The organism is Acinetobacter sp. FDAARGOS_724 (assembly GCF_013364475.1).
Lineage (GTDB): Bacteria > Pseudomonadota > Gammaproteobacteria > Pseudomonadales > Moraxellaceae > Acinetobacter > Acinetobacter variabilis.
In genome coordinates this window covers 2480744-2507194 of sequence record NZ_CP054908.1, presented here as the reverse complement: position 1 = coordinate 2507194, position 26451 = coordinate 2480744, and the positions used below count along the sequence as shown (strand labels likewise).

The following is a 26451-nucleotide window of genomic DNA, read 5'->3' as shown; positions in this document are numbered from 1 at the left end:
AACCGATTTTGTCGGTCGGATTTCAAGAATATTTATAGGAATTTTATTGTAATTTCAAAGTTATGTAGGAAAATGAGATGCCAAAACATCCCATTTTATGGCAGGACTGATTATTGTTTAACGACTTGGGTTTTTGCCAGTTTATCGTGCACGGTTTGACGTTTTTTCCCTAAACCGAACGCCCAGTCAATGATTGTGCTGAGTGGCATGAAGATAATATTCAGGAAAATAAAGAATACACTGCGAATAGTGAAAGCACGCATCAAGCTGGTTTTTTCACCAGTCTCGGCATCTACGATCTTAATTTTAGTCAGTTTTTTACCGATACTTTGACCTGATTTGGCAATTAAAAAGGCCTGAATAGCGAGCATGATCACAAGGTAAATTGCAGTCGCAATCCAAGCCTGCTGTGAAAACATGTCAAACATCTGAGTCTGTAGTTGCTGTGCCAAGGCAGGATCAGCATCACTACTTAACATCACATTCATGAACTCCTGATTCAGTTGTGCGAACTGAGTTTCCTGTTCAGGAGTAAAAAATGCGGTCAAAATAAACGTCGCAGGCAGCCATAAAAGCAGATCCACAATCTTGGCTAAAATACGGCTTGGAATACTCGCCAGTTCTTTTTTTGCTGCAACATTTTGAGAGCTGCGGGCACGAAGATAGTCTGTACTTGACTCATTTGCGTTCTGTGGAGCCTGATAGGCAGGTGTCGCTAGCATTTCTGGTGCTACATAGCCTTCAGGCTGATAGATCAGTTTCCCTTGGGTGAGTTCACCTAAAGCTTTCCATTCGGTCATACCTTGATGCCAAGCCAAATCAGTCAGAAGTACCTGTTGGTTGGCAAGCATCTGATTTAATTGCTCGAGCGTATATGGGCCAGCTTGTTGATTATTTCGTGCCAAGTAAATCTGCATATAAACTGAATCTCAAAAATATAAATTTAGACAAAAATTGAACTAGGAGTTTAAGTATTTTCAGGTTGAAAACAAATAAAAGAATATAAATGTAATATATGGATAAGTTTAGGATTTTCAAGAATGTTCATCACCAAATTCCTCCATAATTGAGACAGTGTAGCAAGGATTGATGATTTTGCTATCAAGATGTGAAAATTCACTTAAATTTAATTATGCAATTTTTTCTCATGCTGTTTGTTGGTATTTGTTTGTCATTACACTAAGAAGCTTATGCTTATATAAATAATTTGATTTCTGTTAAATCAAAAAACATATGATTAATTACTTAACTATAAATATAATTAAGATAATATCTAGAAATATAATTAAGATAATATCTAGGTAATATTGAGAACATAAAAAAAGACCCTATGAAAGGGTCTTTTTTTAAAGAGTTAATTAAGCTTTTTGAGCTTTCTCTTCAGACAGGAAGAACCAGGTATCCAATACTGAGTCTGGGTTAAGAGATACAGATTCAATACCTTGTTCCATCAGCCATTGTGCAAGATCTGGGTGGTCAGAAGGACCTTGGCCACAGATACCTACATATTTACCGGCTTTACGGCAAGCATGGATAGCCATAGAAAGAAGCGCTTTTACTGCTGGATCACGTTCATCAAATAGGTGAGAAACAATACCAGAGTCACGGTCAAGACCAAGCGTTAACTGAGTCAAGTCATTTGAACCGATAGAGAAACCATCGAAGTGTTCAAGGAACTGTTCAGCTAACAAAGCGTTAGTTGGCAATTCACACATCATGATCACTTTAAGACCATTTTCACCACGTTTCAGACCGTTTTGACCTAATAGCTCAATAACACGTTTAGCTTCAGCAACAGTACGTACGAACGGGATCATGATTTGAACGTTAGTCAGACCCATTTCGTCACGAACTTTTTTCAGTGCACGGCATTCAAGTTCGAAGCAGTCACGGAAGTTGTCAGATACATAACGGCTTGCACCACGGAAGCCCAACATTGGGTTTTCTTCTTCAGGTTCGTACAGTTTACCGCCGATCAGGTTAGCGTATTCGTTTGACTTGAAGTCAGACATACGTACGATCACTGGTTTGTCAGCGAACGCAGCAGCAAGAGTAGAGATACCTTCAACCAGTTTTTCTACATAGAATTCGATTGGAGATGTATAACCTGCAGTACGAGCAAGTACAGCAGCACGAGTTTCACGTGGCAGACTATCGATGTTCAATAATGCTTTAGGATGCACACCGATCATACGGTTGATGATGAACTCTAGACGAGCAAGACCAATACCTTCGTTCGGAATTTGCGCGAAGTCAAATGCACGATCCGGGTTACCTACGTTCATCATGATTTTGAACGGAAGTTTTGGCATAGATTCGATAGAGTTGGTTTGGATTTCGAAATCAAGCGCACCTTCGTAGATGAAACCAGTATCACCTTCAGCACAAGATACAGTCACTTCCTGACCGTCAACCAGGACTTCGGTTGCATTACCACAACCTACGATAGCTGGAACCCCAAGTTCACGTGCGATGATCGCAGCGTGACAAGTACGACCACCACGGTTAGTTACAATCGCAGCAGCACGTTTCATCACTGGTTCCCAATCCGGGTCAGTCATGTCAGATACAAGTACATCACCGTCTTGTACTTTGTCCATTTCTTTAATTGAAGTTACGATGCGGACTTTACCAGAACCGATACGTTGACCGATTGAACGACCTTCACAGATTACAGTACCACGTTGTTTTAACAGGTAGCGTTCCATCGTGCCAACATTTTCACGGCTCTTCACAGTTTCAGGGCGCGCCTGAACGATGTAGATTTTACCGTCATCACCGTCTTTAGCCCACTCGATGTCCATTGGAGAACCGTAGTGGTTTTCAATGATCAGTGCTTGTTTAGCCAATTCTTGCAGTTCATGATCGTTCAATGCAAATTGTTGACGATCTGCTTTCTCTACATCCACCACAACAACTGATTTACCTGCAGCTGCTTCTTCACCATAAATCATTTTCTGGTGTTTAGAACCTAAGTTGCGGCGCAGTACAGCATGTTTGCCTGCGTTTAGAAGCGGTTTTGAAATATAGAATTCATCCGGGTTTACTGCACCTTGAACCACCATTTCACCCAAGCCATAAGAAGCTGTAATGAATACTGCATCACGGAAGCCTGATTCAGTATCTAAAGTGAACATTACACCAGCAGCACCAGTTTCTGAGCGAACCATACGTTGTACGCCAGCAGAAAGAGCAACCACGTCATGCGCAAAGTTTTGGTGTACACGGTAAGAGATCGCGCGGTCGTTGTACAAAGATGCAAACACTTCTTTGATCGCGATCAGAACGTTGTCGATACCACGAATATTCAGGAAGGTTTCTTGCTGACCTGCGAAAGAAGCATCAGGTAAGTCTTCTGCAGTCGCAGATGAACGAACGGCAACCGCGATATCAGGGTTGCCGTTTGAAAGTTCTGCAAAAGCTGCACGAATTTCCTTTTCCAGTTCAGCAGTAAGTGGAGTTTCCACAATCCATTGACGAATCTTTGCACCAGTTTCAGCAAGTGCATTGACGTCATCAACGTTAAGTGCAGCAAGCTCTGCATTGATTTTAGCGTTTAGGCCACTTTGCTCGAGAAATTCACGATAAGCAGCAGCTGTTGTTGCGAAGCCACCTGGTACTGATACACCAGCATTAGATAAGTGGCTGATCATTTCGCCCAGAGATGAGTTTTTCCCACCTACAAGCTCAACATCGTGCTTCCCTAATTTTTCTAGACCAATTACGCGCGCTTCCAAAGTTGTTACTCCACTTTTGCAGTATTAATCACTATCTTGGCATGAGAGTATAGCAAATCTTCTAGGTTTTTGATTTTACTAAGCGACAGTCATGTAAGATCGGTTTACTATAAAGATTATATAGTACTAAGACAAATGTTTGAGGAGAATTTTAATGTCAGAAGGTAAACAAATTCAGCGGAGTGTGTTTTTTATTTCCGATGGTACTGCCATTACTGCTGAAACCCTTGGCCACTCGCTGTTAGCGCAGTTTCCGCATGTGGATTTTGACATTCATATTATCCCTTATATTAGCTCTGAAGAGGCGGCCATGAATGTGGTCACAGAGATCAATGAACGTGCCCAAAAAGATGGTCAAAAACCTTTGGTTTTCGATACGTTGGTGGATCCCTATGTACGAGACATTATTAATACTGCAAATGCAGTGAATCTTGATGTTTTTGAAGGGCTTATAAGCAAATTATCAGAAGAGCTTGGTACTGAACCTACGACTTTAGTCGGTCAGACCCATGCGGTGACCGATTCCGAGTCCTATAAGGCGCGTATTGATGCCGTACATTTTGCGCTCGACAATGATGATGGTGCGCGTACGCGTCACTATGATAAGGCTGATCTGATCCTGATTGGCGTATCGCGTTCCGGTAAAACTCCGACCTCAATTTATTTATCTTTGCAATTTGGAATTCGTGTAGCGAACTATCCGCTAACTGAAGAAGATCTGGACGATAACCGCCTGCCAGCAGTGCTAAGACCGCATAAAAACAAGCTTTTTGGTCTGATGATTGATGCAGAGCGTCTGGTTGCAATCCGTACGGAACGTAAGGCCAACAGCCGTTATGCCAGCTTTAGCCAGTGCCAGATGGAACTGCGTGCAATTGAAGGTATCTATATTTCGGAAGGGATCAAGTACCTGAATGTCTCGGAAATGTCAATTGAGGAAATTTCAACTCGTGTCTTACAAATGACAGGACTAAAACGTCGAATTGGCTAAAAAGAATTCAGAGCCAGACTTCAGTTTGGCTCTGATTTATAGATAAAGATTAATAAAAAATACTACTTTCATAGAAATAAAATATGAATATTATAAGTTGTTGAAATATTCGATATTTTAATCAAAAATGTAGTGGTTGGTTTTTAAGCTTATTTGCTCTTCAATGAACTCAGAAATTCAATCTTATAGAACTAAATTTTCCTAAATACACTCCGAATTTCTAATCTCATGAGCTAAAAACACATTAACTTGCTGATTAAAAAGCATACACAATTAGCTCAACCTGATGTTCATCTCCATTAATACAATGAATACTATTTTCGGAAATTTTTGCAATAGGCCAGGTAATCAGCTGGCAATTTTCACGTTGCAGAGCAGCATAATAGTGGTCTGATTTAAGATAAACTTTGGATGTGGCCGCAAGATTTGGCATAAGCTGGCGTCTGAGCCATAAATTCTGTACCTGATTTTCCAGATAACGTAATGACAAAATGCTTTTAATCCGGTTATTAAACAGGCGTCGATTTTTAATGATTAAGGGGTGATTTAATAACCGCTGCAAACCACGTTCAGTACCTGGCAATACAAATTGTGGATTAATCTGAAAAACTTTTACTGAGCGAGCTTGCTGGCTAATCTTGTTGAGTTGGCTTACGGTAAATTGATCTGTACCGATAATCGCAATATCTTTTCCGGCACAGTCAAGTTCAGCGAGCTGGGAAGAGGGCACTTTAATGCCAGTAAAATGCTGGAAATTCTCGGGACGATTCTCAAATATACCCGCGTGTGCATCCTGCTTGGTGGACATTGTTTTTCCTTAAAATTATTTAATAATTGGTCTTATTTGCTTTGTTATAGATATTAACAAAAGCCCTAGAGCGGTAAAGTTCAAAATTTAACTTAGACAGTCATTCTTTTTTCTATTGTATTTTTAATGGGAGATAGATGTAGTAAAGAGCAGGAGATCTATCTTAGATATGAATTTATCCAGTTAGAAAGTTAAAATCTTCAAACACAATTTAAAAAAATATACCCATTCCTAAGAATGGGTATATAGATAAGAATAAATTAGGCAAAGCAAGACAGCATTATTGCCCGTTTTTGATTTGCATCAGCAATTCAAAATTATGCAGACGTTTCTCTGTGTCATAGATGTCACAGGTGAAGATAAATTCATCTACATCATATTTTGCTAGGAGTACTTCCAGACCAGCCTTAACAGTTTCTTTAGAACCCACTTGCGCCATGGCAAAGAAATTGTCGACAGACATTTTTTCAGGTGGTGACCAGAGTCCTTCCATAGAATCAATTGGCGCTTTCAATTTCAGGCTTTGACCGCGAATCAGGGCAAGGACACGCTGGTAAGCACTTGTTGCCAGATATTCAGCTTCTTCATCTGTATCTGCCACACAAGTTGGTACGCCCATAGAAACATAAGGACGATCCAGATATTCAGACGGTTCGAAATTGTCCCGATACAGCTGAATCGCTTGACCAAGCATACGCGGAGCAAAGTGAGAGGCAAAAGAATAAGGTAGACCAAGTTTTGCTGCCAGTTGTGCGCTAAACAGGCTCGAACCTAATAACCACACAGGTACGTGTGTGCTTTGGCCTGGAGTTGCCACAATGCGTTGGCCTGGAATCGGATCTTTAAAGTATTGCAGAATTTCTAAAACATCCTGCGGGAACTGATCTTCAGTTTCCTGCCGGCCACGACGTAAAGCACGCATGGTCACTTGATCGGTACCCGGAGCACGGCCCAACCCCAGTTCAATACGATCTGGATATAAAGTCGCTAATGTACCGAATTGCTCTGCTACTACAAGGGGCGCATGGTTTGGCAGCATAATGCCACCAGAGCCAAGTTTGATGCTATTGGTATTTGCCAGTAAATAGCCTAACAGAACGGCGGTCGCTGAGCTGGCAATACCATCCATATTATGATGCTCGGCCAGCCACATCCGGCTATAACCTAGACGTTCTGCAGTCTGAGCCAGTTCCAGCGCATGTTGCAGGGAGAATTGAATGGTCTTATCGTCACGAACTGGAACCAGTTCGAGAATAGAGAACTGGGTATCGGTAAGCGTACGCATAATATTACTCTTGAATAAACATGACTAAGAGCATACGACTTTGCATTGTATTTGTATATCGAAAAAAATCGATATATATGTAAATCGAAATAACAGGCAAAAAAATAAGCATCCGAAGATGCTTATTCAAGGAGGAAAAGTAATTAGAGGAAATCTTAGCGACGGTGGTTATAACGGTAATTGCTAGTACGATAGTTTTTTGAACTATAGCGACGGTCATAACGGTCATCATAACGACGGTCTTCGCTGACTTTTTTACCAAGGGCAGAACCACCTGCAGAACCTAATGCAGCACCAATTAAGCCGCCATTAGAACCCGCCATATTTTTACCTACGGCATAACCGGCACCACCACCTAAAGCACCACCGATAATCGCGCCATTACGGTCACGTTTATTCGCTGCTACTGCGGCACCAGCACCACCGCCAATCGCAGAACCGATTGTTGCGCCAGTTGTACCACCCATTTTATTGCCCACTGCGGCACCAACGACACCACCCAAAGCAGAAGCTAAAGCCGTATTCGTTGTATTTCCGGCATTGGCGGCTGTCATACCCATGGCTGAGGTTGCTACGACAGCGATCATTAGAGATTTGTAATTCATGAGTACACCTTTTATATATCTAGCTGTATTTGTTGATGAGATAAATTTAATCTAGCAACCGTCAAATAGCATGGAGGCAGTGTTGGCGAATTGTGATTTTTGTCTCCTTAATTTATTCATGATCTTGTTCGAATAAGTTGATGTATTACATGAATTTGGATGTGTTGAATGTACAATAAAAAAAGCACCCAAACAGGTGCTTTTAATGTTAAATATAGCGTCGAATTTAAAGAGCTTGAGGCCAGGAAATTAACGGTGACGTTTTTTCCAGTGTTTAGCACGATTCGCTTTGGCACGATCGGCTGCTTTATCTTTAGAAATTTTATTACCTAATGCTGCACCACCCGCAGCCCAAGTGCTGAACCGATATAGCCGCCATTAGAACCGCCCATGTTTTTACCTACGGTATAACCAGCACCGCCACCTAAAGCACCACCAATTGCAGATGAGGTACGGTTTTTCTTGTTACTTGCAACAGCAGCACCACCTGCACCACCTAAAGCGGCACCAATTGTTGCGCCGGTGTTGCCCCCCATGTTTTTGCCCAGTGCAGTACCAGCAACGCTACCTAAAGCACTTGCTGCTGCCACACGTGCAGTACTGTCTGCATGCGCACTCACTGTCATCATTGAGCCTGCAGCCATTGCAGCGCTCAGTAAAATTGCATTGAGTTTCATGTTGTAACTCCGTGTCCCTGATAGGACTTTCATATGTTAGTGTGTTTCGACGCAGAAAATGTAACAAATTATGCCCAAAAGAATGTGAAGATCTACCTCCATATTTAATGTGTTTATTTGCCAATTTGTAAAATGAGAAATAAATAAGGATCGAATTGAGCAGAAAAAATCCAAAACTGAAGATTTTATTTATATTTGTTAACAAATGGCGGTGACATCGCTGCATCTAAGCACTGACTTACTGAATAATGATGTTCATTGACCCAGAGAATCGTTAAACTAGGCGCAATTTTTTGATTTCGCTGTGCTAAATCACTGTTTAGTCACAGCCTTATGTTTGAGATTTTTTAGAAAATGAAAGAATCGTTACGTTTACGATTAGACCAACTCTCTGACCGTCATGAAGAATTGACTGCGTTATTGGCAGATGTCGAAGTGATTTCGGACAACAAGCGTTTTCGCCAGTTATCACGTGAGCATAATGATTTAACCGAGATTACCAGCGTTTGGACCAAGTACAAACAGGCTGAAGAAGATATTGAAACCGCGCAAGCCATGCTGTCTGATCCTGACTTTAAGGAAATGGCGCAGGAAGAGATTAAGGAAAATAAAGCTCTGATCGAACAGCTTGAAGCTGAACTAAATATCCTGATGATTCCAAAAGATCCGAATGATGCCAACTCTGCTTATTTGGAAATCCGTGCCGGAACTGGTGGTGATGAAGCGGCAATCTTCTCAGGTGATTTATTCCGTATGTATAGCAAGTATGCGGAATCTCAAGGCTGGCGTATTGAAATCCTGTCTGAAAATGAAGGTGAGCATGGTGGCTATAAAGAAGTCATCTGCCTGGTGAATGGTGAAGGCGTTTATGGTCGCCTGAAATTTGAAAGTGGGGCGCATCGTGTACAACGTGTACCTGCGACAGAGTCGCAAGGTCGTGTACATACCTCAGCTTGTACGGTAGCGATTCTTCCAGAAGTGGATGTAGATACATCAGTCGACATTAATCCGGCTGACTTGCGTATCGACACTTACCGCGCATCAGGTGCCGGTGGTCAGCACATTAACAAAACTGACTCTGCGGTGCGTATTACGCACATTCCAACCGGTACGGTGGTGGAATGTCAGGATGAACGTTCACAGCATAAAAACAAAGCCAAAGCGATGGCCTTGTTGGTTTCACGTCTGGAAAATGCCAAACGTGCCGCAGCAGATGCAGCGACTTCTGAAATGCGCCGTGACCTAGTCGGTTCGGGTGACCGTTCAGAACGTATTCGTACCTATAACTATCCACAAGGCCGTATGACTGATCACCGTATTAACCTGACTTTATATAAGCTGGATGCTGTGATGGAAGGTGATCTGACTGAGCTATTAGACAGTCTGCATCGTGAATATCAGGCTGATCAGCTGGCCATGCTTGCACAGCAGAATGGTGGCTAATGAACATTCAAGAAGCACTGGCTTTACGTGGTGAACCTGAAAGTTATGAACGTCAGGAAAATGCCTGGTTGTTGGAACACATTACCAAGATCGATGCTTTTGATCTGGTAATGAAAAAAGACCAGCAGTTAACGCCTGAACAGGAACAGGCCTATGTCGAAAGCCTGGCAAGGATTGCTGCCGGTGAGCCATTGGCCTATGTCACAGGCTCACAACCATTCTGGACACTGGATCTTAAAGTCACCAAAGATACTTTAGTGCCACGCCCGGATACCGAAGTGCTGGTCGAAACAGTCCTGAAATTAGACTTGCCGGAAGATGCGCGAATTGTTGACTTGGGGACTGGTACAGGCGCCATTGCCTTGTCACTGGCGTCTGAGCGCCCGAACTGGTCTGTAACAGCTTCGGATATTTATGAACCTACACTGGAAGTTGCCAAATATAATGCAGAACAGCATGATTTGGATCAGGTGCAATTTATCCTTGGTTCATGGCTTAAACCATTTGGTCGGCAGTTCTTTGATGCGATTGTATCTAATCCACCGTATATTGATGCAGACGATGAGCATATGCCAGATCTGGCAACTGAGCCGGAACGTGCGCTGGTTTCAGACAAAAATGGTCTGGCTGATATTGAGATGATTATTCAGCAAGCCAAAAAACATCTGACCGTAAATGGCTGGGTTGTGCTTGAGCACGGCTATGATCAGGGCGATGCGGTTCGTCATCTGTTTACTCAAGCTGGTTATAAACAGGTCCGTACAGTGAAAGACTATGGCGGCAATGATCGGGTAACTTTAGGTCAGTGGCCGCATTAATTTTTAAAGCTTGATTTAATAAAAAAGCGGCCTAGATAGGTCGCTTTTCTAATGCTTTTATTAAATAAATTATGACTTTTTAATCACATCCCGCCAACGCAGTAAGCGATTTTCAAACAACTTCATAATGCTATCGGTGATTTTGCCTAGGACTGCTAACAGGATAATCGCAATAATCACAATATCCGGACGTGAAGTTTCACGACCATCACTGAGCAGATAGCCAATCCCTTGAGTGGCAGCAATCAATTCAGCCGCAATCATAAACATCCAGGACAAACTCAGACTATTCCTTAAGCCAGTCAATATTCCTGGTGAGGCAGCAGGCAATACAATCTGCTGAACCTGTTGCCAGTATTTCAGGCGATAGACTTTTGCGACTTCAATCAGTTTACGATCCACACCCTGAATTGCAGCCACAGTATTGGTATAGGTCGGGAAGAAGCCACCAATTGCGATCAAGGTGATTTTTGAAGATTCATCAATCCCTAACCAAAGCAGGAGTAAAGGAATCCAGGCTAGACTTGGAATAGATTTAATCGCAGAAAAGGTTGGTTCCAGAAAATCTTCTGCATGTCTGTTTAATCCCACCAGGATCGCAAAGATCAGTCCTAATCCACTACCAATTCCAAAGCCTAAGAAAACTCGCCAGCTACTGGCCCAAATATGTTGCCATAAATCGCCCTCAGCCAGTTCAGTAAATGACTGAAACAGGCTACTTGGTGCAGGCAATAAATAAGGTTCGATCACGCCATTACGGACCAGTATTTCTACCAATACGATAAAAATAACAGGCAGGGTTAGGGGCTTGATTAGCGAAATGCTGCGTGGTAGCACAGAGGATTTTGGCTGTTCTTCCACGCTCAACTGTTCCGAGATGCTTTTCGGTATAGCCATTACTTAGTTACAACCTTTTTTGCATAGCAGGCATCAAATAATTGAGTTACGACCTGATTGACATTGGTTCCTTTACGAACCAGTTCTTCTTCAGTCAGGATACGACTGGCTTTTTGTAATGCACCCGTATGTTTGGTGGTTGGAATATTCTGATCTAGATTGGTACGGCTGAGTTGAAGTTTAGCGACTTCAATCGGAAGCTTGGCTTCACGTGCCAGAAGTTCAGCCAGTTTGACTGGATTGGTTTTAGCCCATTTACGTGCCTGTTCATAAGCTTTAATCACCGCTTCAATCGCTTCCGGACTGGATTTGGCAAACTGGTCTTTTACGCTGAGTACGCTATAAGAATTAAAACTGACATTGCGATACAGCAATTTGGCACCTGACTGCGCCTGCGCAGATGCCATTAAAGGATCAAGGCCTGCCCAGGCATCGACCTGTTTACGCTCCAAAGCAGTCTTACCATCCGGATGCTGTAAATGAACGAACTCCACATCGCGCTTGCCCAAACCAATCGTATCTAAGGCTTGTAGGGTAAATAAGAAAGGATCTGTACCTTTTGTGGCAGCAATCTTTTTACCTTTCAGATCTTTCAGTGATTTGATATTCGAATCTTTATTGACGACCAGTGCTGTCCATTCAGGCTGGCTCTGGATATAAACTGTTTTAATCGGGCTACCATTGGCACGGCTAAGCACTGCCGCTAAACCTGCAGTAGAAGCAAAATCTGTGCTACCGCTATTTAGATATTCGAGTGAGCGGTTACTGCCTTGGCTAAATACCCATTTAATCTTGGTTTTTGGTAAAGCTTTTTCTAGCAGTTTCTGTTCTTTGACCACCAGACTGGTCGGTGCGTAATAGGCATAGTCCAATTTTAATTCAGATGGAATTGCTGCGTTAGCCAAGCCGGTAAAGAGAGAAATAGATAGGCCGAGTAAAGTCAGACTCGAAGTTCTTAATGTTTTTTTTCATGAATATCTCAATCTTGAATTAAATTTTTGAAATTCATAGCGGTAAATCGATAAGCACACAAAAAAGAAAAAGAGATAATCAAATCAAAAAATGAAATAATTAATAGTTTTAAATATAGGTGGTTGTTTTTAATTAAATTTTTTTAATAAAAAATAGAAGGGTTTTGCTTAGATAAAATTTTAAAAATAGTATGGCATAAATTGATAAGCTGTTTTTTTTAATTATTCGTCCTTGCAGTATGAGATTTTATAAATAACGAGTGCCATAAAAAAGCGATGCATCCGCATCGCTTTTTGAGTCACTATTTTATCAATATGGATAGCTTACATTGGGTAGTCTTGCAGACAGTCATAAACTTCGACTTGATCTAGGCTACCAGTTTCCATTGCCAGGCAAAGAGCCACGACTTTGGCGGTATCAGCAAGATATTGTTCATCTTTCAGTGCAATACCTTGTTGTAATGCAACGATGCGCTCAGCCGGAATTTCAAGCGATTTCGCAGCTTCAATGGCATCAATCTGGTTAAAGAAGTGCACAATAGCATCTTTGAGGGCAGAATCAGACGCATTCAAGATGCCTTGATTCAATTGCTCTGCATTAAGATCGGTCGAAGAAACTAAAGCCTGGGCGAAGTTTTGAACAAAATTTTTTCCAAGAACATCAGTCATCTTTAACATGGGAATACCTTCAACAAGGAAAGAGGGAAAGGGAGTACAGCCAAAAGTGAAACACTAAAGATTGATTGAAAAATAAACTATATTAATAGGAAATGCAAAGCATTATGGATGACCGTTCAGTCCTCTATTTTTGGGCTGTAAGCCTTGAAAAATATAACTGTTGAGAAAATATGGATTTAAATTTATACGCTGAATTTTAATCGTTTTTAAGTCTTATTAAATATAAATTATCTAGTAGTATTTTGTCTATAGGCACCTGGACTAACCCCTGTCCATTTTTTAAAGGCGCGATGAAAAGCACTGACTTCCTGAAAGTTAAGCTGATCACTGATGTCCTGCAAACTTTGATCCGTACGGGTTAACAGTTCAATGGCTGTATCACGACGAATTTCATTTTTGAGCTGTTGATAAGTTACACCTTCATTTTTAAGACGCCGTTGCATGGTGGCTTCAGACATATTCATTTTCAAAGCAAGCTCATTTAGTTCCAGCCATTCAACCGGAGGTACTTTCAAAAGCTGTTTGCGGATCTGTGTACTTAGCGCATAAGGATTTTTAAAACGAACCAGCAGATTATGTGGAGTCTGCTGAATAAACTGATACCAGGAGGTCTGATCCTGTTTTACCGGGAGCTGTAAATAGGCGGCATCAAACTGGATATAATTTTCACTGGCCTGATATTCAATCTGTTCACAAAAACGGACTTTATAATCGAAATCATCGAGTGGCGCGGCACATTTCAGTTGAATTTGATTGAGTAAAATCCGTTGTCCGCTTAACCAGCATAGCAGGGTATGGATCAGCATTAGATAGGTTGCATAACTAAACATGCGCTTAGTCTGCTTTTGGTCATAGATCACGATATAGGCAAAGTTTTCCTCAACCATAAGAGTGCTGTGCAGATCATCCAGAATCAGATTAAAAAATTGCAGGATTTGCTGCAGAGCTTTTTCCAGCGTATCGGTCTGTAACAGCATTTTAGATAGTAATTTGAAACTGCCACGGCGCATTGGATGGCTGTCCATGCCAAAAAATTCGTCATTCATATTATCGGCAAGTGCAGTCCATAGCGCGGCATATTGCGCCACTGAAACCCGTGCTTTAGCAGAGTGAAGAATCTCTAAAGGAATGGCAGCCTTAGTTAGAATCGCAGCAATATCATAATGCTGTGCTTTGGCATTCAGCAGTGCTTCATGAACCAGATCAATCGAGATGGTTCCCTTACTATATTCCAAGGCTGGTAATTGCATAGCCAGTCAGATATCCCTTTTTTATTGTCCAAATGCCTCAATCAAGATGCAACATTTGGAAATTGTACAGAATAAAATCTCTGTTTACTCTGCCTATTAAGTCGTAGCTTGTCATAAAAATAGGAACAGGACATTAACATGAAAATTCAGGGAAAAGTGATTGTGGTAACTGGTGGTGCATCAGGTCTGGGTGCAGCCACAGCGACTCATCTGGTAGAACAGGGTGCAAAAGTGATTCTGGTCGATATGAACCAGGAACAGGGCAATGCTTTACAACAGCAACTGGGTGAGCAGGCTGAATTTGTTCAACTGGATGTAACGGATGAGCAGGCGGTTGAAGCTTTCTTTAATCATGTTGAAAACAAGTATGGCCAACTCAATGGCTTGGTGAACTGTGCTGGTATTGCACCTTCTGCCAAGGTATTGGGCCGTAATGGAATTCATGAACTGGCAATGTTCCAGAAAGTGTTGAATATCAATGTAAGTGGTACATTTAATATGCTGCGTTTTGCGGCGGCTTTAATCGCTAAGTATGAGCTGCAAACCGATGAAGAAGAGCGTGGCGTGATTGTGAATACGGCTTCAGTTGCAGCCTTTGATGGTCAGATTGGTCAGACAGCTTATTCTGCGTCTAAAGGTGCGGTCGTTGCGATGACGCTGCCACTAGCACGTGAGCTGGCGCGTGAAGCGATTCGTGTCATGACCATTGCCCCCGGCATTATGGAAACCCCAATGCTGAAAGGCATGCCGCAAAAGGTACAGGATGCTCTGGGACAGATGGTTCCATTTCCACCGCGTCTGGCCAAACCTCAGGAATTTGCCCAGTTAGTGGGTCATATTTTTGAAAATAGCTATCTAAACGGTGAAGTGATTCGTCTAGATGGTGCCATCCGTATGGCTCCAAAATAAGTTCGAGCCAACGAAGCGAAATACAAAAGTCAGAGTAGATAGGTTTATTCACTCTATATAGAAAATTAAAAGATAAGTAAGGGATATACGCAGTGCTTTTAAATGACGAACAGAAAATGATTCAGGGAATGATGCGAAACTATTCGCAACAAAAACTGAAACCCACCGCTGGTTTAAGGGATAAAACTGCACAATTTCCAGCACAGGAATTGAAAGAACTCGGTGAACTCGGTGCACTTGGCATGACCGTGTCTGAACAATGGGGTGGAGCAGGTTTGGACTATGTGTCGTTGGTACTGGCCCTTGAGGAAATCGCGGCTGGAGATGGAGCCATCTCGACCATTGTCAGTGTGCAGAATTCACTACCTTGCGGGATTACCCAGCGTTATGGTACAGAGGAACAAAAGCAGAAATACCTGACTAAACTGGCGACCGGTGAATGGTTAGGGTGTTTCTGCCTGACTGAACCTCAAGCCGGTTCCGATGCCAGCGCACTGGAATGTAAGGCAGAACGAGATGGTGATGAATGGGTATTAAATGGCACCAAGCAGTTTATCACCACCGGTAAGCATGCCCAGATTGCACTGGTATTTGCAGTGACAGATAAATCTGCAGGCAAAAAAGGAATCTCATGTTTCTTGGTACCTACCGATAGTCCAGGATATATCGTCTCGAATCTGGAAGAAAAAATGGGGCAGCATTGTTCCGATACCGCGACCATTATTTTTGATCAATGCCGGATTCCGGCTGAGAACCTGTTAGGTCAAGAAGGTGAAGGCTACAAGATTGCCTTGTCTAATCTGGAATCTGGCCGGATCGGGATTGCAGCACAATCTGTGGGTATGGCACGAGCTGCACTGGATGCTGCCGTGGAATATGCCAATGAACGTAAATCCTTTGGCGTCGAACTGGTACAGCATCAGGCAGTGGCGTTCCGTCTCGCAGATATGGCCACCCAGATTGAGGCAGCAAGACAACTGGTCTTACATGCAGCAACGCTTAAAGATGCAGGATTACCATGCTTAAAAGAAGCGTCCATGGCTAAACTGTTTGCTTCGACGATTGCAGAGCGAGTCTGCTCGGATGCGATTCAGATTCATGGCGGTTATGGTTATGTCTCAGATTTCCCGGTTGAACGTATTTACCGTGATGTCAGAGTGAGCCAGATTTATGAAGGTGCATCTGATATTCAGCGTCTGGTCATTGCCCGGGAAGTGAGCAAAGTTTAAAAGTCATGAAATAGCCGACTGTTCAAATCTTGCAGCTCATTTGAGGGATATGGGAATTGTGATGGTCTATAAAACATGGTCAATTATTGATTAAGCGAAAAGTGACTCAGCAGAGTGACACCTAACATGTCCTAGCAATAGGGCATGTTATATAAAACCGGCATTGCAATGGAATTCGCAGGCGGTAGACAGAACAACAAATACAACGGACACAGACATAAAGTCTGTTTATAAATGGAATAGAGGTTGTCGTGATGAAGACACTAGAACAAGCGTATCGTGAATTTAATTTTGACACTATGGTTCAACAACATCTGGCAGGAACGCCAGATGCACTCAATGCCTATACAGAATGCTGTGGACGTTTTCTGGGACAAAACCGGATCGCGTTAATCTGGGAAGGTAAAAATGGCAAGACCCAATATTGGACTTTTGAACAATTGGCTGAGGCTTCAGGACAATTGGCTCATTATATGACCTCACTGGGTTTAGAAGCAGGTGACTGTATCGCTGGTTTGCTCCCACGAACCCCAGAATTATTAATTACCATTCTAGCTACCTGGCGTATTGGTGCAATTTATCAGCCTTTATTTACCGCTTTTGAAAGCAAGGCAATCGAGCATCGTATTAATACCGCACATACCCGACTGATTATTACCAATCAGGAACAGCGTGCAAAACTAGATGATCTCGATATTCCACATATTTTAACCGTACATCAAACGCCTGAAAGTACCAATCAGGATGCTGATTTCTGGACAGAGCTCAAGAAATGCCCAACTGAATTTGAGCCGGTTCAAGGTCGTTTTAGTGACATTTTCCTGATGATGTTTACTTCAGGTACAACGGGACTGGCAAAATCAGTGCCTGTTCCGCTTAAAGCTTTACTGGCATTTAAAGGCTATATGCTGCACGCCGTAGATTTACGTGACGAAGATATTTTCTGGAATCTGGCAGATCCGGGTTGGGCTTATGGTCTGTATTATGGGATTGCAGGTCCATTAAGTTTGGGACATAGCATCATTATGGATGAACGTGCTTTTAGCGTAGACAATGCTGTTGAAGTCATTAAAAAATATCGGGTAAATAACCTGACCGGTTCTCCAACCGCATTCCGGATGTTCTATGGCTTTAAGGAAAAATTTGATGCTGAGATTAGCTCGTGTTTACGTGTGGTCAGTAGTGCAGGTGAGCCATTAACGCCTGAAGTCATTCAATGGTTTAATCATGAAATGGACGTCAATATCTACGACCAGTATGGACAGACGGAACTGGGAATGGTGATTGCCAATCATCATGCGCTGGAGCATCACAAGAAAATCGGTTCCGCTGGCTTTGCCATTCCAGGACATCGTTTTGCAGTTTTAAATAAAGAGCATGAGGAAGTCGAAAAAGGCGGCATTGGGACCTTGGCTATGGACTGCTCAGCCTCACCTTTGATGTGGTTCGAAGGCTATGGCGGCAATAATCGTAAAGCCTTTGTGGGACAGTACTATTTAACGGGTGATACCGTAAAACTGAATGAGCATGGTGGAATAGATTTCATTGGTCGTGCGGATGATGTCATTACGACTTCGGGTTATCGAGTTGGACCTTTTGATGTAGAAAGTACCTTGCTGGAGTGTGAAGAGGTGCTGGAGTCCGCTGTGGTTGGAAAGCCAGATCCGGAACGTACCGAAATTGTGAAAGCCTTTGTAGTGCTTAAAGCACAATATGCCGCTAGTGAAGAACTGATGCTGAAATTGCAAAACTATGTGCGTTCCCGTTTATCTAAACATGCCTATCCGAAAGAGATCGAGTTTGTAAGTGATTTGCCTAAAACCTCTAGCGGTAAAATTCAGCGTAATCTGCTTAAACAGCAGGAAATTGTCAAGATTCAGGGTATTAAACAGGTCAGTTAATATATTCATTTAAATATAGTGAAAAGGTCGCAATTGCGGCCTTTTTTATATGGTTAATTTGTTTATTTTAGAAGTTATGAGAGAATATAATTGTCATTACAATGTAATACTATTCATCTTTTAAATAAAATAAATCAAAAATTTAGCCTCTTATTAAGAGGCTAAATTGAAAGTGGAATTCTTATTTACTTATAGATCAACTTTTTTGTGCTCAGCATCCGGTTCCCCAGCTTCGCCAGTTACGCCACCTTTTAGTGCCTTAAATAGCTGAGTTACTTTATTATCGGTAACATTCCAGTATTCTGCACTTTCAGCTTCAGCAATCAGTACACGTACGCTAGGATCATCTTTACCTTCAAACCAGTTTTCTGCCCATGGATTCCATAATTTTTCAATCAAAATACGGTCAGTACTGATCTGTGCATTTGCGCTGATCGATACATAAATACCATCAGAAGGTTTAGCGAAAGACAGGCCAATCTGAGTGCGACCAGTAGTGGCAGCTTTCACCAGATCATTGGTATCACGCATGATGAAATACAAGTTCTGATCTTCATTCATTTGCTCAGAATTGAGCATGGTCATCGGCTGAGAATGAATTTCCTGACTTTCGGTTACATGGCTGATCATGGTGTAACGCACATCTTTGATTAGTTCCCATAATTTTTCACGATTATTATGCTGATTTTGTTCGTTCATCTATATGCTCCATACTATTTATTGAAAGCGAGGATAATTGCTATTCCTTAAGCAGCTTAATCATATTTGATAATGGATACAGAGGGTCTCACTGAACTGATACATTTTCCTACTGAATTGCAGGCAGCAGCTACAGAAGTGCTAAACAAGCGGAAGACAGTTACAGGGTGATAAAGGAATAGAAGAACGAGATTAGCTAGAAGATGTAATACGTGAATAAATTAAGTAGCATATAGATCAAGTTAAGTGCATTCATAATATGACCATTACATATTTATCAGGACATTATCAGCTTGATACGGAGCATTTAACTGATATGCTATTTGGCGCTAGTATTGCCAAGCCATTTATTGATTTGCTGTTTATGCGCAGAGAAGTTAATTTGCTTGAGATTTATCAACATATTGAAATTTCGGTAAATGCATTTTTTGTGGCACATGCTTCTTAAAAATCTTCGAAACAAGGAACGACGTTGTCTATATCGACTATGGATGCCATATCCCCAGAGTTTGAACTCACCGATGCTGAATTGCATTTATATAGCCGCCAGATTCTCTTAGACGGTTGGGATATTGAAGCCCAGGAAAAATTGAAATTTTCCAATGTCTGTATCGTGGGATGTGGCGGGATTGGTTGTGCCTTGGCAGAACTTCTGGCTAGAGCAGGTGTAGGCAAAATTACTCTGATTGATCCTGATACCATCGAGATGAGTAATCTGCAACGACAACTGGCATTTACGCCAAATGATTTAGGCTTTTATAAGGCAGAAATACTCGCGAAAAGGCTGGCTCAGATTAATCCGAATATTCAGATTGAATATATTAATCAAGCTTTAATGACTGAAAATGCAGAAAGTATTATTGAACATCAAGATCTGGTGCTGGATGGATGTGATCAGTTCGAGACACGTTATCTGGTCAATCAGAGCTGTGTAAAACTGAATATACCTTTAATCAGTGCTTCTGCGATTGGTTTGCAAGGACAACTGTTCATGATGGAAGGGGATTCAGCTTGCTATGCCTGCCTGTTTCCATCTGAACATCAGGCTGGTACCAGTCTGCGTTGCGCAGACTCAGGTGTCTTGGCGACTACGCCAAATGTGATGGCGAGTTTGCAAGCTCATCATGCTTTGCTTTATTTAGGCCTGGGTAAAATGCCACTTAGACAGAAACTTCTACTTTGGGATGGTCTGAGTTTTAAACAGCGCATTTTAAGTTTCGAAAAAGATACAGATTGCCCGGTCTGTCAGGCAAGATAGGCCTGCAAAATTTAATTTTTTTGCTACACTGCATGTAATTAATTTTTCCTAAGACATTATGAAAAAAAATATCTGGTTAGATGGAATACGTTCGGTTGCCCGTATGGGTGAAACCGCGGTAGTTGCGGCGAAGGCCGGCATTAAATATGCCACTGAAAAGCCAAGTAATGCCAAACTCATGCGTGAAACATTTGAGTCTTTAGGCTCAACCTATATCAAGCTCGGTCAGTTTATTGCCAGTACGCCGTCGCTGTTTCCGCGTGAATATGTGGAAGAGTTTCAGGGTTGTCTGGATCAAACACCGACCTTGCCATTCAGCTATATTCAGGAAGTATTGGCATCAGAGTTTTCTGGTCGCAATCTGGATGAAATCTTTGCCTCAATTGAAGAAGCACCACTGGCTTCGGCTTCCATTGCACAGGTACATGCGGCTAAGCTGGTTTCTGGTGAAGATGTAGTTATTAAAGTACAAAAGCCGGGTGTGGAAACAATTCTATATACCGATTTAAATGTATTGCATTGGGCGACCAAACTGCTGGAAAAAGCAGTGCCGAAAGTAAAATTTGCCTCATTGGCCGATATTGTCGAAGAAATCAAAACCCGAATGGTGCGTGAAGTCGATTTCATCGAGGAAGCACAAAATCTGGATGATTTCGTCAATTATCTGAATATCACCAATAATAAAGCAGCAACTGCTCCTAAGGTTTATCATCAATATTCAACACGTCGTGTACTGACCATGCAACGTTTATATGGCGTGCCACTGACTGATTTTGAAGTGGTGAAAAAGGTCGCTAAAGACCCATCACAGGTTCTCATCACTGCAATGAACACCTGGTTTGGCAGCCTGATGATGTGTAACAGTTTCCATGCTGATTTACACGCGGGTAATCTGATGCTGCTTGAAGATGGTCGTGTGGGCTTTATTGATTTTGGTATTGTCGGCCAGCTTAAACCAGAAGTCTGGACAGCGTGTATGGCCTTTATGGATGCCTTGCAGCATACCAATTATACCCTGATGGCAGAAAACATGCTGAAAATGGGTATGACTGCAGTTGAGATTGATACCAAAATGCTTGCGGCTGATCTTGAACGTTTATTTAGTGGTGTGATGTTAGCTGATCCTCAGGAATTGCTGACTTCAAGCCCAGCCGATCTTAACGATATCATGATGGATATGGTAGCAGTCGGTGAACGCCATGGTATTCGTTTCCCACGTGACTTTGCTTTATTGTTCAAGCAAATGCTGTATTTTGACCGTTTTATGCGAATTCTGGCGCCGTATACAGACATCTATGCAGATCAGCGTTTGCAGATGGTCCAGACCATGGACCCAAATTTACTGTTAAAGCATTAATTTAATCCCTCCCGACCTCCCTTTAATAAAGGGAGGCTTTCATTACAAAATAATTAGAAGTGATGAAAGTCCCTCTTTATTAAAGAGGGATTTAGGGAGATTATTGGTAAATATTAAATTCCGAGTTTTAAAATGGACGCAATTATTATTGAAGGCTTAAAGGTCGATACAGTAGTCGGCTGCTTTACTTGGGAGCGTCAAATCATTCAGCCTTTAATGCTGGATCTCACTATTCGTACCAAATTAGAACAAGCGGCACAGTCAGATGAACTGGAAGATACTTTGAATTATGCCGAAATCTGTGAGATTTCAGCGCGGGTGATTCAGGACGCCCAGCCAAAATTGATCGAACATGCAGCAAAACTGGTACTAGACGCGCTTTTTGCTACCTTTGAAAGTGTAGAATCGATTATGATTACGATCCGTAAGCCTGCCATTATCGCGCAAGCTAATTCTGTAGGGATACGTCTTGAACGCCACCGCAACGATATTCGCCCTAGCACTGGCGAGTAATTGTCATCCACAGCAACATTTTCAGGCTGCCCAGCAGCGGATCAGCGAGTTGGGGAAAGTTTGGTTTTCTCCAATTTACCTCATTCCATGTCGGGATAGTATCGGGGCAGATTACTGGAATGCGGCCTGCCTCCTATACAGTGAAGTTCCTGTTCAAGATATGACTAATTTATTAAAGCAAATGGAAACGGATTCGGGGCGGGTTCGGCCATCTCATCAGATCAGCCTGGATGTCGACCTGATTGCATGGGGAAATGATTTAAACCAGATGGAATTTAATCCTAAAAAATTACCGCTTGCACTGGATGTTAAAATTCCGATGCATGACATCTGGTCTCATCCTGCATTTGAATATGATCGCCGTCTTCAATATCCACAAGTCAAAATTTAATCTGGATTCGAAATTAAGCTAATGAATTTTTCAGTTTTATGTAAGTAGGGGATCTGTATTTGCCAAAAAACTGTTATTTACTTTTTCTTTTTATAAAAAATAACTAACAACACAATAATTGCGAATAGAATGCCAAGAATAATACCTGTTTCCATAAATTACCTCTAAATAATCATTTTTACTACCAATTTTAAAAAATAGAGAACAATAAATATATTTTAAATTTTAATTAATTTACCATGAAGGTAATTATATTTTGACTTGGTTTTAAATAAAATTTAATTTTTATAAAAAATATTAAATAATATAGTCATCTAAATATATCAAAAAATAAGGATGATAAAAAATAAAAATCTACAGGATTGATTTAAATAATTTCTATTTTTCTTTATCGATAAAGTAGAATGAAAGTATTAAATAAAACGTGGACCTAAATCCACGTTTTATGTTTATAAAGCTAATTATATTGCAATGAATTAACAAGAAGTAAATCTTCCTCGGTCATCACGTGGTGGACTTCTTCGTCCTCCATTGCTGGAACGTCCGCGACGATCATCATCATCGTCATCATCACGGCTGTGGCCACGACCTCGACCGCGTCCACCACGACGATCGTCATCATCATCGTCATCATCACGGCTGCGGCCACGACCTCTGCCACGTCCGCCACGACGATCGTCATCATCGTCGTCATCATCACGGCTGCGGCCACGACCTCGACCGCGTCCACCGCGGCGATCGTCATCATCGTCGTCATCATCACGGCTGCGGCCACGACCTCGACCGCGTCCACCGCGACGATCGTCATCATCATCGTCGTCATCATCACGGCTTCGGCCACGACCTCTGCCACGTCCACCGCGACGATCGTCATCATCATCATCGTCGTCATCATCACGGCTTCGGCTACGACCTCGACCGCGTCCACCGCGACGATCGTCATCATCATCGTCGTCATCATCACGGCTGCGGCCACGACCTCTGCCGCGTCCACCGCGACGATCGTCATCATCATCGTCATCATCACGGCTTCGACCACGACCTCTGCCACGTCCACCGCGACGATCGTCATCATCATCGTCGTCATCATCACGGCTGCGGCCACGACCTCGACCGCGTCCACCGCGACGATCATCATCATCACGGCTTCGGCTACGACCTCGACCGCGTCCACCACGACGATCGTCATCATCGTCGTCATCATCGTCGTCATCATCACGGCTGCGGCCACGACCTCGACCACCACGACGATCGTCATCATCATCATAGTCATCATCACGGCTTCGGCCACGACCTCTGCCACGTCCACCGCGACGATCATCATCATCGTCGTCATCACGGCTGCGACCACGGTCATTTATGTGGCTGCGTGAACCAGCTTCGCGAGCTTCTTCTGAAGTAAATTCATGGGCATTACCACTTGCATGAGCAGCTCTCCCGCCTTGGCTTGCAATCTCGCGTTGTTTCTCCGCTTCCATGCCTGCGAAACCACGATTTGAATTATCGGTATCTTTTTCATTATCTTGATTAGCCATTTTAACCGTCCTTTAAAATTCCGGGGAAGTTGACTGAGTTAACGAATGCATAGATATAAAGCAAATAGTGAATTTACATTGTTGATGGATTATTATGACTGTAAATATCAAATTTAATCTAACTAATTGCTTATGAAGTAAATGTAATCTTTTAATTATGTAAATCTGTTTTCTATATAAACATAAAGAAACAGAAAGTTATATGAACGATAAATTTTAAAATGAGAGCTGATAAACTAGAGATTTAATTAATCAAAAGTTGACTTAAAATTTCTTATTAAAAAATAGTAATAATTTTTTTAATATAAATTAAATAAAAATAGCAGATAAAATAATGATAAATAAAAAATTTAAAAAAAGAGTTCTTAAAATATTTTTTCCTTAATTATTTTGATCACAATAAAGCCCTCAAAAATGAGGGCTTTATTTGATACTTAAATATAATAACTGGTTTTGGTCATTAACTTGGAAATGCCGGTCATGGCAATCTTGACGGGAAGCGGTAAATCTACACCGCCTGCAGCCAAAGCTGTATCACGGTGATGCAGTTCATCTTCATTCATCTGTTCTAGAATACGACGTGAGCGTTCATCCTGTGCTGGCAGCTGATTAATATGATGCTGTAAATGCATACTCACCTGACGCTCGGTTTCTGCAACAAAACCCAGACTATATTTGTCACCCGCAATGCCGGCAATTGCACCCATACCAAAGGAAAGGCCGTACCAGACCGGATTGAGTAAACTGGTATGGCTATCCAGTTCTTGTAAGCGGTCTTCACACCAGGCCAGATGATCCTGTTCTTCAATTGCCGCCTGTTCCATTTCCCGACGTACATTTGGCAGCTTCGCAGTTAATGCCTGTCCATGATAAAGCGCTTGGGCACAAACCTCACCACTATGATTTACGCGCATTAACCCAGCTACATGACGGGCATCACTCACAGTAAGCTGGGTTTCGACCGGTTTGGCTGGATTTTCCCGTTGTGAGGAAGTCGTTCCTGGAACAAGACTGCGTAATGCCTGGTCAAAAGAATGAATAAGCTTATCGACACCTGTATATTGACGCATGAATTAATCCTCCAAAAGGGCTTTTGCGGTTTTGATCATCGGTTTCAATCTATAGAGCAGCCATAAAGTAAACAGGCCACTCAACATTGCAGTAATACAGAAAAGTATTTTAAGATCAAACTCTAGAACGCTTAAAATAATAATCGAGAATATAGCAGAAGATACCATGAAAACGGCATTCAGGATGTTATTTGCTGCAACCACACGTGCACGATGTGAGCGGGGAGAATGCGCTTGCATCATGGCATACAGCGGCACGATATAAAAACCGCCACTGATGCCCAGTAAAGTTACCGCCAGCATCACATGATAATAGCTCCAGCCTTGCTGGAATACATCTGCCAAGCCGAGTAACGTACCGGTACGTTCCGGAACAAAGGCAAGACTTGCGGCTAGATATAATGCAAAAACCACGAGACCAATAGCGCCAATCGGTACCATTTTAATATTGACCTCAGTACCGCCTAATCTGCGGCATAAATAAGAACCTAAGCCGATTCCGACAGAGAAAAAGGTTAAAAGCAGACTGGCAACATTTTCAGAAGCATGCAGGTTTTGTAAGGTAAGCTGTGGAATCTGGGTCAAATAAGTTGCCCCATAAAACCAGTACCAGGAGTTACCCAGCAGAATTAAAAAAACTAGCGGTAAGCTTTTGGTATATTTAATGGTCTGAAAGCTGGTCCGGAAAAAATTCCAGTCAATATTGATTTCGGGTGCTGGAATGCTCTGCTTTAAAATATAACGACTGGAGAAATAGCCAACCACGGCAATACTTAACACCGTTAGGCTGATCCAGATCAGATTGCCTGTAGAAGCCGCAATGACTGCACCGCCTAAGATCATACCAAACAGAATAGCCAGTGATGTACCTGACTGGAATAGTGCGTTACCTGACATCAATTCATCCGGTTTTAATACTTCAGGCAAAATGGCATATTTAATCGGGCCGAAAAAAGTGGATTGAGTGCCCATTAAAAACAGGGCAAACAGAAGAATCCATAAATGACCGAGCAGGAAGCCAATGGTGCCCAGAATCATGATCACAATTTCAAAAATCTTTAAATAGCGAATCAGCTGGGAACGTTCATATTTATCTGCAATCTGGCCTGCCGTCGCAGAGAAAATAAAATAAGGCAAAATGAACAATAGTGCAGCAAAGTTATTTAAGGTGCTAATACTGGCTGATTGTTGCTGAATCCAGCCATAGGTAATCACCAATAATAATGCCTGTTTAAAAACATTATCATTCAGTGCACCAAAAAACTGGGTCAGGAACATGGGTAAAAAGCGGCGGCTCGCTAACAAATGTTCATTGTTGTTCATATAAGACGTGCTACATTAAGATTTATTAAGAAATGTGAGATATACGTAAACATTGAGAAAAATCATGTAAGATACTTTCGTCCATGTAAAGGCAAAACCCAATAAT

General features: G+C 42.1%; 24 protein-coding genes and 1 pseudogene. 11 read left to right on the top strand and 14 right to left on the bottom strand.

The annotated features are described in order from the left end of the window. Nucleotides 1-110 precede the first annotated feature (110 nt). The gene (locus FOC32_RS13170; protein ID WP_175967747.1) at nt 111-917 is read right to left on the bottom strand and encodes an RDD family protein; all 807 of its coding nucleotides are present in this window, start codon (nt 915-917) and stop codon (nt 111-113) included. Between the two features lie 441 nt (nt 918-1358). Beyond that, on the bottom strand, nt 1359-3737 hold the full coding sequence (ppsA, locus tag FOC32_RS13165; protein WP_034706293.1) for a phosphoenolpyruvate synthase: 2379 nt from the start codon (nt 3735-3737) through the stop codon (nt 1359-1361). Nucleotides 3738-3891: 154 nt separating this feature from the next. On the opposite strand from ppsA, the gene FOC32_RS13160 reads away from it, so the two are divergent. Beyond that, nucleotides 3892-4728 carry a pyruvate, water dikinase regulatory protein gene (locus FOC32_RS13160; protein WP_004783863.1) on the top strand — a complete coding sequence of 279 codons (837 nt, stop codon included), beginning with the start codon at nt 3892-3894 and terminating at the stop codon, nt 4726-4728. Nucleotides 4729-4984: 256 nt separating this feature from the next. On the opposite strand, the gene FOC32_RS13155 is transcribed toward FOC32_RS13160, so the two are convergent. From FOC32_RS13155 to FOC32_RS13140, 4 genes and pseudogenes are all read right to left on the bottom strand, one after another. Then, on the bottom strand, nt 4985-5536 hold the full coding sequence (locus FOC32_RS13155; protein ID WP_104425997.1) for a flavoprotein: 552 nt from the start codon (nt 5534-5536) through the stop codon (nt 4985-4987). A 280-nt stretch (nt 5537-5816) separates the two neighbouring features. Continuing rightward, nucleotides 5817-6821 carry an LLM class flavin-dependent oxidoreductase gene (locus tag FOC32_RS13150; protein ID WP_175967745.1) on the bottom strand — a complete coding sequence of 335 codons (1005 nt, stop codon included), beginning with the start codon at nt 6819-6821 and terminating at the stop codon, nt 5817-5819. A 155-nt stretch (nt 6822-6976) separates the two neighbouring features. Next, entirely contained in the window at nt 6977-7426 is a 450-nt protein-coding gene (locus tag FOC32_RS13145; protein WP_004783858.1) for a hypothetical protein, read from the bottom strand. Between the two features lie 249 nt (nt 7427-7675). Continuing rightward, nucleotides 7676-8103 (bottom strand): annotated as a pseudogene (locus FOC32_RS13140) (glycine zipper domain-containing protein). Nucleotides 8104-8457: 354 nt separating this feature from the next. Here FOC32_RS13140 and prfA point away from each other — a divergent pair. Then, on the top strand, nt 8458-9546 hold the full coding sequence (gene prfA / locus FOC32_RS13135; RefSeq protein WP_034704545.1) for a peptide chain release factor 1: 1089 nt from the start codon (nt 8458-8460) through the stop codon (nt 9544-9546). Beyond that, a complete protein-coding gene (gene prmC, locus FOC32_RS13130; RefSeq protein ID WP_005236005.1) occupies nt 9546-10364 on the top strand; it encodes a peptide chain release factor N(5)-glutamine methyltransferase in 819 nt (272 codons plus the stop codon). Before prfA ends, prmC begins: the two co-directional genes overlap by 1 nt. A gap of 69 nt (nt 10365-10433) precedes the next feature. Here prmC and FOC32_RS13125 read toward each other — a convergent pair whose 3' ends face one another. From FOC32_RS13125 to FOC32_RS13110, 4 genes are all read right to left on the bottom strand, one after another. Then, a complete protein-coding gene (locus tag FOC32_RS13125; protein WP_104426000.1) occupies nt 10434-11261 on the bottom strand; it encodes an ABC transporter permease in 828 nt (275 codons plus the stop codon). Continuing rightward, nucleotides 11261-12205 (bottom strand): aliphatic sulfonate ABC transporter substrate-binding protein, encoded by a 945-nt coding sequence (locus FOC32_RS13120; RefSeq protein WP_104426001.1) that lies wholly within the window; start codon nt 12203-12205, stop codon nt 11261-11263. Before FOC32_RS13120 ends, FOC32_RS13125 begins: the two co-directional genes overlap by 1 nt. Nucleotides 12206-12556: 351 nt before the next feature. Beyond that, on the bottom strand, nt 12557-12910 hold the full coding sequence (locus tag FOC32_RS13115; protein ID WP_104426002.1) for a hypothetical protein: 354 nt from the start codon (nt 12908-12910) through the stop codon (nt 12557-12559). A gap of 227 nt (nt 12911-13137) precedes the next feature. After that, nucleotides 13138-14160, bottom strand: coding sequence for an AraC family transcriptional regulator (locus FOC32_RS13110; protein WP_104426003.1), 1023 nt, complete (start codon nt 14158-14160; stop codon nt 13138-13140). 138 nt (nt 14161-14298) lie between these two features. On the opposite strand from FOC32_RS13110, the gene FOC32_RS13105 reads away from it, so the two are divergent. The 3 genes from FOC32_RS13105 (at nt 14299) to FOC32_RS13095 (ending at nt 18199) form a co-directional block, all read left to right on the top strand. Further along, the gene (locus FOC32_RS13105) at nt 14299-15069 is read left to right on the top strand and encodes a 3-hydroxyacyl-CoA dehydrogenase (protein ID WP_104426004.1); all 771 of its coding nucleotides are present in this window, start codon (nt 14299-14301) and stop codon (nt 15067-15069) included. A 92-nt stretch (nt 15070-15161) separates the two neighbouring features. Further along, a complete protein-coding gene (locus FOC32_RS13100) occupies nt 15162-16298 on the top strand; it encodes an acyl-CoA dehydrogenase family protein (RefSeq protein WP_175967743.1) in 1137 nt (378 codons plus the stop codon). Between the two features lie 254 nt (nt 16299-16552). Next, nucleotides 16553-18199, top strand: a complete 1647-nt coding sequence (locus tag FOC32_RS13095) for an AMP-binding protein (protein ID WP_104426005.1) — start codon at nt 16553-16555, stop codon at nt 18197-18199. Nucleotides 18200-18388: 189 nt separating this feature from the next. On the opposite strand, the gene FOC32_RS13090 is transcribed toward FOC32_RS13095, so the two are convergent. Beyond that, nucleotides 18389-18898 (bottom strand): pyridoxamine 5'-phosphate oxidase family protein, encoded by a 510-nt coding sequence (locus tag FOC32_RS13090; protein ID WP_034704527.1) that lies wholly within the window; start codon nt 18896-18898, stop codon nt 18389-18391. Nucleotides 18899-19157: 259 nt separating this feature from the next. On the opposite strand from FOC32_RS13090, the gene FOC32_RS13085 reads away from it, so the two are divergent. The 5 genes from FOC32_RS13085 (at nt 19158) to FOC32_RS13065 (ending at nt 22417) form a co-directional block, all read left to right on the top strand. After that, on the top strand, nt 19158-19346 hold the full coding sequence (locus FOC32_RS13085; protein ID WP_104426006.1) for a hypothetical protein: 189 nt from the start codon (nt 19158-19160) through the stop codon (nt 19344-19346). A gap of 39 nt (nt 19347-19385) precedes the next feature. Beyond that, nucleotides 19386-20156, top strand: coding sequence for a HesA/MoeB/ThiF family protein (locus FOC32_RS13080; RefSeq protein WP_104426007.1), 771 nt, complete (start codon nt 19386-19388; stop codon nt 20154-20156). 58 nt (nt 20157-20214) lie between these two features. Then, nucleotides 20215-21513 carry an ABC1 kinase family protein gene (locus FOC32_RS13075; RefSeq protein WP_104426008.1) on the top strand — a complete coding sequence of 433 codons (1299 nt, stop codon included), beginning with the start codon at nt 20215-20217 and terminating at the stop codon, nt 21511-21513. A gap of 132 nt (nt 21514-21645) precedes the next feature. Next, on the top strand, nt 21646-22026 hold the full coding sequence (folB, locus tag FOC32_RS13070; RefSeq protein ID WP_034171633.1) for a dihydroneopterin aldolase: 381 nt from the start codon (nt 21646-21648) through the stop codon (nt 22024-22026). Continuing rightward, the gene (locus tag FOC32_RS13065) at nt 21983-22417 is read left to right on the top strand and encodes a 2-amino-4-hydroxy-6-hydroxymethyldihydropteridine diphosphokinase (RefSeq protein WP_034171634.1); all 435 of its coding nucleotides are present in this window, start codon (nt 21983-21985) and stop codon (nt 22415-22417) included. The genes folB and FOC32_RS13065 overlap by 44 nt, the downstream gene beginning before the upstream one ends. A gap of 476 nt (nt 22418-22893) precedes the next feature. Here the strand turns inward: FOC32_RS13065 and FOC32_RS13060 are convergent, their stop codons facing one another. The 3 genes from FOC32_RS13060 to FOC32_RS13050 all read right to left on the bottom strand — a co-directional run bounded on the left by FOC32_RS13060 (nt 22894) and on the right by FOC32_RS13050 (nt 26345). Further along, the gene (locus tag FOC32_RS13060) at nt 22894-23952 is read right to left on the bottom strand and encodes a KGG domain-containing protein (RefSeq protein WP_175967741.1); all 1059 of its coding nucleotides are present in this window, start codon (nt 23950-23952) and stop codon (nt 22894-22896) included. A 434-nt stretch (nt 23953-24386) separates the two neighbouring features. Beyond that, nucleotides 24387-25022 carry a 2-polyprenyl-3-methyl-6-methoxy-1,4-benzoquinone monooxygenase gene (gene coq7 / locus FOC32_RS13055; RefSeq protein ID WP_004783823.1) on the bottom strand — a complete coding sequence of 212 codons (636 nt, stop codon included), beginning with the start codon at nt 25020-25022 and terminating at the stop codon, nt 24387-24389. Between the two features lie 3 nt (nt 25023-25025). Next, nucleotides 25026-26345: an MFS transporter gene (locus FOC32_RS13050; protein ID WP_175967739.1), complete on the bottom strand. Its 1320-nt coding sequence runs from the start codon at nt 26343-26345 to the stop codon at nt 25026-25028. Nucleotides 26346-26451: the final 106 nt, after the last annotated feature.